Annotated in this window: 11 protein-coding genes, 1 tRNA gene and 1 pseudogene; 7 read left to right on the top strand and 6 right to left on the bottom strand. The window is 28.6% G+C overall.

Annotated elements, in window-relative coordinates; translation table 11 throughout:
• The first annotated feature begins 78 nt into the window (after window positions 1-78).
• The 6 genes from ACW5R3_RS12140 to ACW5R3_RS12115 all read left to right on the top strand — a co-directional run bounded on the left by ACW5R3_RS12140 (window position 79) and on the right by ACW5R3_RS12115 (window position 4,982).
• A complete protein-coding gene (locus ACW5R3_RS12140) occupies window positions 79-417 on the top strand; it encodes a hypothetical protein (protein WP_456577284.1) in 339 nt (112 codons plus the stop codon).
• A 374-nt stretch (window positions 418-791) separates the two neighbouring features.
• A complete protein-coding gene (locus tag ACW5R3_RS12135; protein ID WP_456577283.1) occupies window positions 792-2,135 on the top strand; it encodes a hypothetical protein in 1,344 nt (447 codons plus the stop codon).
• A gap of 83 nt (window positions 2,136-2,218) precedes the next feature.
• Window positions 2,219-2,297: transfer RNA gene (locus ACW5R3_RS12130), tRNA-OTHER, on the top strand.
• Between the two features lie 54 nt (window positions 2,298-2,351).
• Window positions 2,352-3,671 (top strand): tyrosine-type recombinase/integrase, encoded by a 1,320-nt coding sequence (locus ACW5R3_RS12125; RefSeq protein WP_456577282.1) that lies wholly within the window; start codon window positions 2,352-2,354, stop codon window positions 3,669-3,671.
• Window positions 3,672-3,683: 12 nt separating this feature from the next.
• Window positions 3,684-4,394, top strand: a complete 711-nt coding sequence (locus tag ACW5R3_RS12120; RefSeq protein WP_456577281.1) for a hypothetical protein — start codon at window positions 3,684-3,686, stop codon at window positions 4,392-4,394.
• An 18-nt stretch (window positions 4,395-4,412) separates the two neighbouring features.
• On the top strand, window positions 4,413-4,982 hold the full coding sequence (locus ACW5R3_RS12115) for a hypothetical protein (RefSeq protein WP_456577280.1): 570 nt from the start codon (window positions 4,413-4,415) through the stop codon (window positions 4,980-4,982).
• 833 nt (window positions 4,983-5,815) lie between these two features.
• On the opposite strand, the gene ACW5R3_RS12110 is transcribed toward ACW5R3_RS12115, so the two are convergent.
• Window positions 5,816-6,544: a hypothetical protein gene (locus tag ACW5R3_RS12110; protein WP_456577279.1), complete on the bottom strand. Its 729-nt coding sequence runs from the start codon at window positions 6,542-6,544 to the stop codon at window positions 5,816-5,818.
• Between the two features lie 511 nt (window positions 6,545-7,055).
• On the opposite strand from ACW5R3_RS12110, the pseudogene ACW5R3_RS12105 reads away from it, so the two are divergent.
• Window positions 7,056-8,027: pseudogene (locus tag ACW5R3_RS12105) on the top strand (IS110 family RNA-guided transposase).
• 96 nt (window positions 8,028-8,123) lie between these two features.
• Here the strand turns inward: ACW5R3_RS12105 and ACW5R3_RS12100 are convergent.
• The 5 genes from ACW5R3_RS12100 to ACW5R3_RS12080 all read right to left on the bottom strand — a co-directional run bounded on the left by ACW5R3_RS12100 (window position 8,124) and on the right by ACW5R3_RS12080 (window position 13,373).
• A complete protein-coding gene (locus ACW5R3_RS12100; RefSeq protein WP_456577278.1) occupies window positions 8,124-8,372 on the bottom strand; it encodes a hypothetical protein in 249 nt (82 codons plus the stop codon).
• Window positions 8,373-8,810: 438 nt separating this feature from the next.
• Entirely contained in the window at window positions 8,811-9,704 is an 894-nt protein-coding gene (locus tag ACW5R3_RS12095; RefSeq protein WP_456577277.1) for a hypothetical protein, read from the bottom strand.
• A 425-nt stretch (window positions 9,705-10,129) separates the two neighbouring features.
• Window positions 10,130-10,738 carry a hypothetical protein gene (locus ACW5R3_RS12090; RefSeq protein ID WP_456577276.1) on the bottom strand — a complete coding sequence of 203 codons (609 nt, stop codon included), beginning with the start codon at window positions 10,736-10,738 and terminating at the stop codon, window positions 10,130-10,132.
• Between the two features lie 497 nt (window positions 10,739-11,235).
• Window positions 11,236-12,285, bottom strand: a complete 1,050-nt coding sequence (locus ACW5R3_RS12085; RefSeq protein ID WP_456577275.1) for a type I restriction enzyme HsdR N-terminal domain-containing protein — start codon at window positions 12,283-12,285, stop codon at window positions 11,236-11,238.
• 182 nt (window positions 12,286-12,467) lie between these two features.
• Window positions 12,468-13,373 (bottom strand): alpha/beta hydrolase, encoded by a 906-nt coding sequence (locus ACW5R3_RS12080; protein WP_456577274.1) that lies wholly within the window; start codon window positions 13,371-13,373, stop codon window positions 12,468-12,470.
• Between the last annotated feature and the right edge of the window lie 54 nt (window positions 13,374-13,427).

Here is a 13,427-nt window from a genome sequence, read left to right as displayed (position 1 = left end):
TTCGTTCCGAAAATCCTCTGACGCAAACCCGCACTTTTCATACACGAAACCGTTGGCAGTAAGCTTTCAAAAAACGACATGAATAACGGAATAATACTCATTATTACATTTTCTTTCCCATTATTACTTCTGATAGTGTACTATTTCTGGTTATCAAAACGAAAAAAAAGACACGCGGAATCATTAAAGTCTGATTGGGCTAAATTTGAAAAAGCAATATCTCAAAAACACATTAACGGAATTATAAAATACGGAACCGAACTTATATGGAACGAAAATTTGACGGATTCCCAACTAAAAACAATGAAGGAATCAGTTGGAGAATTAGTTATAGAACACTCTGAATTGGAAAACTTAAGAATTTTAATCTATAACAAGTTTTTACATTGGAATAGAGATTACGTCGGAACTGCATAATTTAGCGTTTAAGCCTACTGCCAACAAAGTACTGTGGTAAAAAACAAGTAAAAACTCATTAACTTTTCACTAAAGTACTTCTATAAGTATCATCATATATTAACCCTGATAGTAGAATATGTGAGTCCTTTGAGATATATTAGCTTATGCCAAGTGGAAAGTCTAAACTTGAGAATGACTTATTTGGTGTTTAAATATGAGTTGATTTTATTCGAATGCTAAGGGGGAAATATTCTTTTTGATAGTTTTTTTTGCTGATAGTCATTTTGTTACAAAAAAAACACTAAATTTAATAACTCCTTTTTTTACAGATTAAAAGTTTTGAATGAACTTTTATGATTAATAGCGTTAATCATTAACCGAAACTTTTAATTATGAAAAAACTTCAATTTTTATTCGTATTGTTCTTCACTGTTTTATTTAGCTATTCTCAAACAGAAGGAGCTGGTTCTGTAGATGAAGAAAAAAAATTCATTAAGTCCAAAAACTTTAAAGTAGTTTATAATCGCCTCATAACTTCGGTTCTTAACGGTGATAATAATTTGAGCTCAATAGGGTCGTATATAAGTTTAGATATTACGAAACCTAATGTAAGTATGGCTGTGTCAAAAAATTGGTTTAAAAAAAATGGACATTTGGGCAGTGTAACTACAGCTGGGTTTAATGGAGGTATCACCAATGGAACATCTGAAATTTTCAAAAATGAAAAATACAATTCTAATATAAAATTTAAGTTGGAGCATAGTTTTGTTCTAATAGGGTCTTTTAAATATATAGATGAATATCTGAATGAATTGAATGCTAAAAAAACTAAGTTAGATGATGAGAAATTATTAATCAATCAATATATAGAGGTCTTAAAGGCGAAGGAGGCTATCCTAAAGGAAGAATTAGTGGATGATGATAATACTTTAACTGAATTGGATAAAATAGCATTGAGAGAGCAGTTAATTGCGACTAGGGTGAGGTTAAGTAAGTTAAATGACAAGGAAGTACAAGAAAAATTAGATAATATAGAGCAAGAAGTGAAGTGGAGTAGTATTAAGCTGTTATGGCTATCAGGGGTAGGAGAGTATGGTACTCAATCAGCGCGGTTGTATAATTTAGAAAATGACTATGATAAGCAAATTAATAAAATTTCTCCTGAGAGTTATAAACTTGGAGTAAGTCTTAATTACTACTATGACCAAGTTAATGATCTTCCAATTGGGACTGATTTTCAAAAGGCATATTTACTTAATGGTCTTTATTCTTTTTCATATTCATACTCGTCTACGAATAATATTAACGAATTGACATCATCAGAATTTATTACCGAATCGAATACTAATATTTCAGGAGATGAGATGAGATACAAAAGCCAATCTGTTAAAGCGTATAGTGAAGGTGATTATGATGAGTTTAAACAGCACAGTTTTGAATTTAATATCAATAAAAAAATAATTGATAATTTGTATTTAACTTTATCATATGACATCAATTTTATTTCTGATTCGGATAAATACAATGGTAATTATCAAAACTTAAAACTGGGTACTGTTTTCGGTATTGTGAACAAAAAAGATTTGGTTAAAAAGACGGTGGTTAATATTGAACCATTTGTTTTATTTAATGATTTAGGAGATAAGTTTGAAGACTCAGGTGATGAATTTTATAAAAGAAGTTTAGTTGGTATTAGAACAACTATTCCTTTTTCAAATGTTTTCAGTTCAAAGTAATTATCAAAAAATAATTTATATATTTGAATAGAAAATTTTTATAAATCAGAGTACATAATCAAGTACATGATTTTATTGATATAAGCATTTAGATGGCGTAAAATCGGGATTTTTATCAAACTCATAACCCGAAGGTCACTGGTTCGAGTCCAGTTCCCGCTACTAAATTTAATCGTATTAAAAACAGCGGTTTGACTTTCGTCAAACCGTTTTTTTATGCATACAATTTTTGATTATCTTGCAGTCGAATTGCAAAATGAATACGAAAGTGAATACGATTTACATTTGAAAAAAAATTTTTCCACCCCTAAAATCTACTCAGCCAATGGCGATTTAAAAAAGCGTTGGTATATCTATTTTTCTTATCGCGATCCCGACTCGGGGAAACTTGTTAGGCAAACCCCTGTTTATGCGAATGCGAATAAATATAAAACCAAAGAAGAAAGATTATCTGTTTTAGTTGCTTATCGTAAAGCCTTATTCAAGCTACTTAAAAAAGGTTATAGCCCATATTCAGACAATAAGAAGATTCATGTTCATTTGACTAATAAAAACAGTCAGTCAACAAATACCAATATAACTACTTCGTTAAATAACCAAGGTCATTCCGATATTGAAAAGATTAAGCAAGTAAGTATGGGATATAAGGAAGCATTTGCTTTTGGGTTAAAACAAAAGGAAAAACTGATAAACAATACTACCAAGAGAAGTTTTGAAAACAGATTGAACAACTTTATAAAATGGGTTGAAGAAACACACCCTGATGTTAAAGGAATAGATGACATTAATAAAAAATTGATTTCTGCATTTTTAAGTGATACATTGGAAAGAACAAGTCCGCGAAACCGAAATAATTTCCGAACCGATTTAGGAAGTATCATGCAAGTCTTATTTGATAATGACATTGTTCAAATGAATGTCATTAAACAGATTCCTGTTTTAAAAGCTATACCCAAACGGAATAAAACCTATACTCAAGATACCCAAGAAGAGATTTTCGATTATTTGGAAAAAGAAGATACTAATCTGTTGTTGTTTATAAAGTTCATTTCTTATAATTTTTTAAGACCTATTGAAGTCTGTAGGCTCAAAGTGGGGGATATAGATTTAAAAAATAAAACAATCAAATTCCAAGCGAAGAACAGTCCGATTAAAACCAAAATAATACCTGATTTACTTATAAAGGAATTGCCAGACCTTACAAAATTAAAGAAAAGAGATTCGTTGTTTACACCTAATGCTATAGGTGCAGAGTGGAACACTGATTTAGAGAATAAGCGAGATTATTATTCTAAGCGATTTAAGCGTGTAGTAAAAAATCATTTTGGTTTAGGGAAAGATTATGGTTTATATAGCTTTAGACATACCTATATCACTAAATTATATAGACATTTGGTAAAAGAATCTTCACCTTTTGAAGCCAAAAGTAAATTAATGCTTATTACTGGTCATACATCTATGTCTGCTTTAGAAAAGTATTTGCGTGATATTGATGCCGAATTACCAGAAGATTATTCACACATGTTAGAATCGTAATTAGTTTAAGAAATGAAAGAGACTTTAAATGAGGTATATGATGATATGACTAAGCGGTTATACATGCCAATGGTTTTCTATATACCAAGACGGATTTGGAATCAGTTTGAAGGCGAGAATTGGAGTGATGAGATGTATAATGAACTCTTTGATAGGGTTGTGCTTATAAAATCAGATGGGGCTAGTTCTCTTTTAAGCAAAGAGCGTGCAAGCCAATATTTAATAATAAAGAAAGAACGCTTAGATAAGCTTACTTTTAAACTGTTAGAGCTTCAAAAGAACTTAGAAGATAAACAGTTCAAATTTATATTAAGTAAATATGTTAGCCAATTAGATTTTTGTAGAAAAGTGTCCATTTGGATGTTGCAAAATGTAAAAGTAGATGTAGAATACTTGAATACTGATATGTTTTTAGCTTTCCAATTACAACAAACAGCTTTTCAAGAGCATTGGATATATGTTCAAGAAAACTTTTCCAAATCTTGTGAAAGCGATGATATACGCAAAACTGATTTTTTAGGTGATTCCGATTTAAAGTCCTTACAAGATTTAATGAATTCCACAGGTGTTTTGTCTGATACCATTAAAGATAAACAAAACAGCAAAGTTGTGCCTGTAGCAACAAAAGAATTGAAACAATCTAAAAAAGAAAAAAAAGAGCTTGTTACAGAAGAAGAAGCTACAGCTTTTTTATTGCGAACTGTATTTAACATGGATTCATAATTACTCAAATTTTAACAAATGACCAAAACAAAATCTGTCGAGACGGAAGATACTTCAATTAATTTTAGGTTGCCTAGGGAGTTAAAAACAATAATAAAGAATAAGGCCCAAGAAAATAAACAGACGACATCTAATTATGTTAGAGATTTATTAGAACGTGTACATAATGGAGATTATTGTCATAAACAAAACGTTGAAAATAAGATTAAATCATTTCTGTTTTCGAAAGAGTTTTTACAGTTGCTGATTTGGATTTCTAAGAAAAATAGAGATTCTAAGTGTGTTGAAGATGTTTTGGAGCTAAATGGCTATGTAAAGACTTTAAAGAGAGTAGACGGTAATTTGCCTAGTATTCTAGTAGGAGAATTTGATAAGGTTTTAAATAGTGTGCTTATTCTTAGATCAGATGAATTAAGAAAGCTTAAAAAGTATGAATTTATTAATTCAATTCAGGAATCTAAGAAGTTTAATTTCGAAAAAATTGATGATTTTTTCCTAAATAATTCTAAGTTTAAAGAGTTTATAGAAATGAAAGGCGAAGGGGTTGTTGTTCCAAAATTACCTTTAGGGATGTTTCCAAAGAAATAAAATCAAACAATATATTTTGTGATAATATATGTGATAAATTTGTGATTAAAAATTATCACAAATTTATTTTCAAAAATCATACCCTTGATTTTGACTAAATTTGTAGTCAAATACAGTTATATTTTAAGGTTTAAAGCTGTTCTATTTAGTTTTGTTGTTAAATATGTCTCTGAAATATGTGATACATTTTTCTAGACTTTAGTTTGTTGTTGTATAATTCCATTTTTTGAGATATAGTTTTCTAAACATTTATAGTCAAATCAGAATTATAATTTACAATCTTAATCATGATAAATAAATTCAAATAATTATAGTATGAAATAAGCTATTAAAATAGGCTTTTGCAATAGCAAAACCAGGGTTAATATATGATGATACTTATAGAAGTACTTTAGTGAAAAGTTAATGAGTTTTTACTTGTTTTTTACCACAGTACTTTGTTAGCAAAAGTTATTTCTACGCTAATTTCTTTCTTTGTTTCAAATAAAACATTCCAAATCCAAAAATACCAAAAATAAGATTTAGAATTGATAAACTTTGTTCATAGCTTTTTATCCAAACTAAATTTATTATTGAAAATATAACGAATATTATAAAAGGCAAAAACAAAAAATCACTTCGTGTTTCAAAAGAGTTACTAAATGGGTAAAGTAAAACACCTAAAATAGTTAGTCCAAAAGTTGATATATAAAATGAAAAATTCTCAAATTCCCAAAATAATAAGCTAAAGAAAAATGTAATTAACCCTATTAAAAACAATGTAAAAAATATCTTTTTCATAATAAAAAAAAATTAAAGGATGCTGTTTTAAAACAGCATCCTTAATTAAACAATTATTCTTCACAATCCTCGTTTACGGCAATCGAAACAACTGCTCCTTGAACAATGGACCAAAGTGGGCCACCGAACAATCCTGTTGCAGCACCAACTGCATCAGCTGCAATTACTCCAGAACTACAAGATATTTTCATTCCAGAGGAACGATTGCTCCATAGTTCATTAGATGCAATTAAGACTTCTTTATATGTATTAAGTAATTCTAATTCGTCACTACTTTTCGTCTTATAAGCATTTATTTGCTTCAATTTATCTTGAATAGAGTTTTGCTCCAATGTAAGATTTTTTATAAAATCAGAAAATTCAGTAGAAACGGATTTATTAGTTGAAATTTTTGAAAATGCCTTATCTATAATTTGCTCTAATCTTTGTTGATTAATCGAAGTATCATTGTAGGCATCAATCAAAAAATTATAATCTTGAGAAATTTCAAATTCTGACATCAAATTAGGGTAATTGTCTGTCATTAATTGAATTACGGACTGCTCTATTTCCTTGACAGTCTTTTTATCGCCATTTCCATTACTAAGATATAAGTTAACAGCAATATTATGGTACTCGCCGATTTGTTTAGCATCTAACCCCTTACTATAGGGTTGTTTAACCTCTAAATTTGAACTGTCGAGTGAAGAAGTTTCAGATATTTCATCTTTACTACAAGAGGTTAATGAAGTGATAAATAATAATAAAATAAAGTTTAAAATTGAAAATTTAAAAGTTTTCATAACAAAATAATTTAAATTAAAAATTAAAAAAAAATATTCTATAAAAATTAAGTATAGTGGCTGGTCAAACCCAATCTAACCGTTCTTTTTTTTGAACATTTATGCAACAGAAATGCCAAAATATTTGTGAGTGTCAAAATGACAGCAGAAGTTTTTTTTAATTTTTGCTAACGTGTTTGTATATGGTTTGTTGCGTGGTTAAGCAACTAAGTTAACAAATAAAAACCGAATAGAAAATCCGCGAGGATTTTCGTAAGTAGGCTAGAACTAGCAATAAATTATATACGTCTTAAGTTAGCATTTTAATAAAAACACTAAATTAAGATCTATAAATTAGAAAGAACAAAAGAGAGGAATAAGGTTATTATATACGCAGAGACTACAGATCTCGTCAACATTGAAAATCCCCTCTCTTTTACTACACAGATTTCGTACAGTTCTATGAGGCTTTTAGACCTCGATTTTAAGTCGTTGAAACTCGCGTAGTCGTCCTTTCAAAAATCATTTTCTTATGAATAAAGATATTAAATATTTTGGAATAGACATTAGCCATTTAGTTTTTGATGTGACAGATTCAGATGGCAATTACTACCAATTTAAAAACACAATTTCTGGCTTTAAAAAATTCACAAAACTCTTAGATTTGGATAGTCATTGTGTTATGGAAGCCACTGGTTGTTACCATTATCAGTTAGCCTATTATTTATTAGAAATAGGTATTAAAATTTCAGTAGAAAATCCATTAGCAGTCAAACGTTTTATCCAGATGAAATTATCCAAGATCAAAACGGATAAGAGTGATTCTAGGTTGATTTGTGAATATGCCCAACAAGTAGATTTAAAACTTTGGGAAGGACAATCCAAACATCAAACAGAATGTCTTCAAATGACCAGACTCCTTGCTGTGTATACAAAACAGAGCACTATGCTAAAAAATTAATTACACGGAGAGGCTGTATTGGGTACGCCAAGTAAAGTTGTTGTGAGCTCATTGAAACGAAGTTTAAAGCAGGTTCAGAAAGAAATAAAGACTTTGGAAGATAAGCTGCTGATATTAGTTAAAGAAGTACATCAAGAGGTTTTAACCCGCTTAAAAAGTATACCAGGAATAGGGAACAAAACCGCATTAATGTTGGTTGTTCTTACAGATGGTTTTGAGCGTTTTAATAGCGCAAGTGAATTGTGTAGTTATGCCGGTTTAACCCCAGTAATTAGAAAGAGTGGAAGCAGTGTAAATGGCCGTAGTAGAATTAGTAAAATAGGAAACCAAAAGCTTCGAAATTTATTATTTATGTGCAGTTTTAATGCCTGTAAATATAATAAGGCATGTAGAGATATTTATGAACGAATAGTAGCCAAAGGAAAGTGTAAAAAACTGGCCTTAATAGCGGTTTGTAATAAGCTGTTAAAACAAGCTTTTGCAATAGCAAAATCGGGGTTAATATATGATGATACTTATAGAAGTACTTTAGTGAAAAGTTAATGAGTTTTTACTTGTTTTTTACCACAGTACTTTGTTGTAAGCAGTTTTTATTTCGCTCGAATTTACGTTCAATTTTTTTATTCAGTTCAGTCAATTTTATTTCAGGTATAATTCTTTAAAATGCACAAGTCGATTTCCAGGAATTATCATTTTCCAAATATCTTTTTTCTCAATGATATTTTTATCCGCAAGTCTTTTTCCGTCAGTATAAGTTCGGTAAATTAATGCGTAAAAAATTATTAGTCCAACGAATAAAACCCCGTTAATCAAGTCAGATTTATTCAGCCATAATAGAATTCCCAGTGGTGCTAAAATCAAAATGTAAAAGATAAATAAGTTTTTCATTTTCGTTCTGTTTTAATTGCTTACGTTGTTGTATATGCTTTGTTAGCTTTAGTTATTGTTGAACGCTAGTCCTTTAAAAATTAAGTAAATCCATTTCAAAAAAAAGAAAATACCTATAGCAATGAAGAGAAAAACAAAGTAATAAATCCAGTTGTATTTTTCAGCATAACCAGTTCCATAATACTGCTTGGATAAAAACAATATTCCTGCAATAATATATGACAATATTCCTAAAAATAAATTTAAATGCTTCATAATATTTTAATTTCTTGTTTCAATTTCGATTGTTTGTCAAATAGTGTACAATGTGTTTGGTTAGTTGCTTTTTTTAAGCACTTAAGTTAGTAAATAAATCACAGATAGAAAGTCCGCGAAGACTTTCATAATTAGGCTAGAACTAGCAATAAATTATACATGGTTTTGGCTGTAGTTTTATTACTAACTTTTAGATATCTGAAATAGTTTTAATCCTGACTCTTCTTCTACTCCAGAAACAAGCTTATTTTCTTTTTCAAGTTCATTAATTAATTCATCTGCTAAACTTCTAGAGATAGCAAAAATGTAACCAATGGCTCTCATAGCAAATGCTTCTGTTGGGTGTTCTTTAAAAAAAACAAGTATTTTATTCTTCATTTCAAATAGTAAACTCTTTTTTAACTTAGATGCTATATCTAATGCATTTGTTATTTCTTTTAATTGAATTTTATCTGAAGGAGATAGAACCTGTTCATTTCTAATTCTTTTTAAATCATTATACATTGTCATTTGGTCTTTAGTAAGAATACCTTTTTTTATGCCTTCTTCCCATTTCAATGAACTACTATAATCAATGTTATTTTCTAAAAATAATCTTTTTATTATTTTATTAATTTCCTCCCAATAAATAATTAGATTTGGAAGGTGTTTATTGGTCGAAACATAATTAAATTGGATTCCAAATAAGTTTTTAAGTAATAATTCACTAATAGTTCTATAGGCTTCAAGATGATTTTTGTCAACGCTTAGTCCTGTTCCATCGTGATATAATTGATTTCTCAGTCTATGATAAAATTCTATATCAGATAATTCGATTCTAGATATTTTGTTACTTGCTTTTTCACTCAATAGATTAACCATTTTAGGAAAAGAATTTCCTATTTCGTCTTTTTCTTTATATGAAAATTTAACTTTAGATAGACTAAATGGCATAAAAATAAAAGTTCTGATTGCTGTTTCAACTGAGTTGTCTATACTTATAAAAGCGATTCTTCTGTCAAATGCTTGCTCTTTATTAATATGCTGATCAGCGTGTTTTAATAATTCTAAAGCTCCAGATGCCCAAGTTTTTTCCATTTATGATTTATTAGTATTGAGTTTCCGCTAAATGTCTTGTCCTGAAATATGGCTACAGGTTAAAATTGAAATTAAGATGATAATTTATATACCATATTCGGTGTTTTATAGTCTAAAGATAAATGTAATCTTATTTCGTTGTATAAATTAATTGCATTTTTTCATCATGATTAAGCTAAGGAAGTTGACTAAAGGTTTTGTTTACCTAGAACACATCTTTTAAAAAATGCCTAAAATTTCGATTTAAAGCTGTTTGGGAGTTGTAAAATAAGCGCTAAAATAGGTTTAATAGCCGTTTGTAATACGTTTTTAAAATATGCTTTTGCTATTACAACTTCAGGACTAACCTAAGATAATACATATAGAAGTACTTTAGTAAAACCTTAATGAGTTTTTACTTGTTTTTTGCCACAGTACTTTGTTAGCTACAGTTTTTTAAGTTTTCTTCTAATTTCATCTTGGCGATACTCTCCTAATCTTTTTAAAATTGCACCATTATTTTTTATTATTATATAATTACCACAACCAAAATCATATTTAAAAAATAACTGTCTTAAAAAATCATCTTTGTCTTCAAATACATGTTTTTTACCATAATCATAATTTTTTTCGGTAATAAAAAACTGTATGCTGTTTTCATTTTTTTTAAAAAATCTCATATAGTTTCTGTCAGAAGTATAGTGATCAATACATGAGCTATTTGGTTCAACTTTTGAGCTATAGAAAAAGTTTATAACAATATTTTTAGTAGAATCTACTTTTGATTCAGTAATTTCTCCCAAATACTTAATCAGTGAAATTCTTAAGTCAGGAGTTATTTTCCCAGTTGATTCTCTAAAAGATATTTTTCCTATATAAGCAGTATCATTTTCAATTAAGCTATAAACATAATTTCTATCTTCTATTTTTTCTTTAAACTCTTTTATTCCAATTAGTTTCGAGTTTTCATCGTTTAGGATTTCTTTTTTATTGAGATTTTGAGAAAACAATAAATTAGAAAAGAATGTGAATAATAAAATTGTAATGGTTTTCATCTTTCTTAAATTTATATAACGGTTAGTATGCGAAGCGTAGCCTGCCGATATGTAGCTATAATTTTAATATACATTGTAAGCTGTAGCCTTATTTATATTCTCTTTTTTTGTCTTGTCCTGAAATATGGCTACAGGTTAAAATTGAAATTAAGCTGATAATTTATATACCATATTTGGTGTTTTATAGTCTAAAGATAAATGTAATCTTATTTCGTTGTATAAATAAATGGCATTTTTTTCATCATGATTAAGCTAAGGAAGGTGACTAAGGTTTTTGTTCACCTAAAACACATCTTTTAAAAATGACCAAAACTTTGGTTAAAGCCGTTTGGGAGTTGTAAAATAAAATCTAAAATAGCGGTTTGTAATAAGCTGTTAAAACAAGCTGTTACAATAGCAAAATTGGGGTTAATATATGATGATACTTATAGAAGTGCTTTAGTAAAAAGTTAATGCGTTTTTACTTGTTTTTTACCAAAGTACTTTGTTGTAGTGCGTTATTGTTTTTTCATTTTCCTTAACCATTCCTCATAATATGGTCTGTCATTATTTGCAGGAACTTCATACCATTGCGAACAAACAAAATAGATTTCTCCGTTTATTTGATAAGGGTTTTTCCAATATCTTATTCTCTCGTAATATGGCGAATTTTCTTTAGCCAAAAATGGGAATTGAATATCAAAGGTCAATTTTGAATAATCGCCTCTTTGTAATCTTTCAATTTCATTTCTGTCTATATAGTTGTTTTTAACTAAATCATTGAATGTTTTTCGGACATATTTTCCAATTGGAAGTTTTCCAGTTGGTTCATTAAAATTCTCAAAAGTTCTATATTTTTTCGTTCTCGGTTTTTCGTAATTTTCTATCGGAACTATTTTGTTTTTACTCTCAATTTTAACTTTTAATACTTTGAAAACTTTATCGATTATTTTTTCATCAAATTCATCTTGAAGTTCAGTTTTTAAATAATCAATTATTTTTCCGCTATAATTTTCAGATAGTATTTTGTTTTTTAATTTTTTAAAATCTTCTATTTCTTTTAATTGTTGAAGTTTTTCTTGAGCATGATTTTCTATATTTTCTTTGTTATAATTCTCTTTGCTGAATAATTGCACAAATTTTAAACCTTTTTCATTATCTCTATTGAATTCAATTTCATCGATTAAAACGATACCATTTTTATTGAAAAATTTACCATCTAAAAATAATTGAATTTTATTCCCAATTAGAATTCCTAATTCAACTCTTGTAATTCCCATATAAGACGATAATTGTCCTTTGAAAGTAGAATTGTCAATTTCAAGAGAAGGTTTTTTAACTTCTACAATGAAAAGATTTCCTTTCTCTTTTGATTTTAAAATTAAATCTGGACTTATTCTGTTTGAAGCTCCTAATTGAATACTTTCTCGTACAGCAATTTCATTATTAAATTCGCTCCATCCTAATTTTTCAAATGCTTGAACCACTTTTAATTCAAATAACTGTTCGCTCGTGTTTGTCGGCAAGTTTTCAGATAGGATGTAACATAGTTCATTCCATTTTTCCATATTGAATTTCTGTTTTTAAATACGATTTTTCATTTTTCCCTTATGCACTACAACGTATTTGTATATGGTTTGTCGTGTGGTTGGGCAACTAAGTTAGTAAATAAAAACCGAATAGAAAATTCGTGAGGATTTTTGTAAGTAGGCGAGAACTAGTAATAAATTATATAGGGTGTTGGCAATAGTTATTTTTTATATAAATACAATAGTCCATCATAAATTGCTCTAGATAGAACAGAATGATGGTTAGTATTTTCAACTGGGTGAAATTTATAATTCAAGTTTTCAAGTTCCAATTCAGTTATAATCTTACTTATATTATTATTTGAAGTTCTTATGGCTTTGATCTCTTCTCCACCATAGCTATGATAAAGTTTTATTTCGCTGTTTGAACCTTTTAATTTTGAAAAATTTCCTTTCTCAACTAATTCTGATGAATTCCAAGATAAAGAGGCAGAGATTAATAGGAAATCTTGGAACAATTCCGGATAATTTTGTAAAGTGTAGAAACCAAAAAGACCTCCAAAAGAATGCCCAAGTAAACCTCTTCGTTTATTAAAATTAGGATATTCTTTCTCTACAAATTCTATTACTTTATTCTCTAAAAAAGCTAAAAATAAATTTGCGCCTCCTGTACTTTCTTTATTGAGTTGATTTCCACCTCCAGTTTTGACTGTTATTTTAATGTTATTATCTAGATTTGATTTTTTTAAATCCTCGAAAAGTCCCAAATTTTTAAATTGTGAAGGCGTAAAGTCCATATCTCTTTGTTTGTGCCAATCTTTTTCAGAACCATTTAATGAAATTCCAACAAAAACGACGTCTTCCACATAATTACACAAATCCAATATAGTAAAAGAGCCAAGTGTAATTTCTGTAAGCCAGTAAGCATCTAAATAGTAAAGCGTTTTATATTCTTTGTCAGAACTATAATTCCTAGGAAAAGTTATTTTTAGGATATATTCGTCTTTATCTTCTGAATAGACTTTATGATTCTCTGTTTTATATCCTAATTCAGTTTTTTGTCCAAAAACATTAAGGAATAAAAATAAAAATCCTATTACTGTGATTTTAAGTTTAATATTCGTCATTTCTAATTATTGCCAGCGTGATTGTGTATGATTAGTGGCGTGTTTAAGGACCTA

This window comes from Algorimicrobium bowmanii (assembly GCF_054031195.1).
Note: the sequence above shows the minus strand (reverse complement) of the source record. Positions and strands in the feature narration are given on the sequence as shown.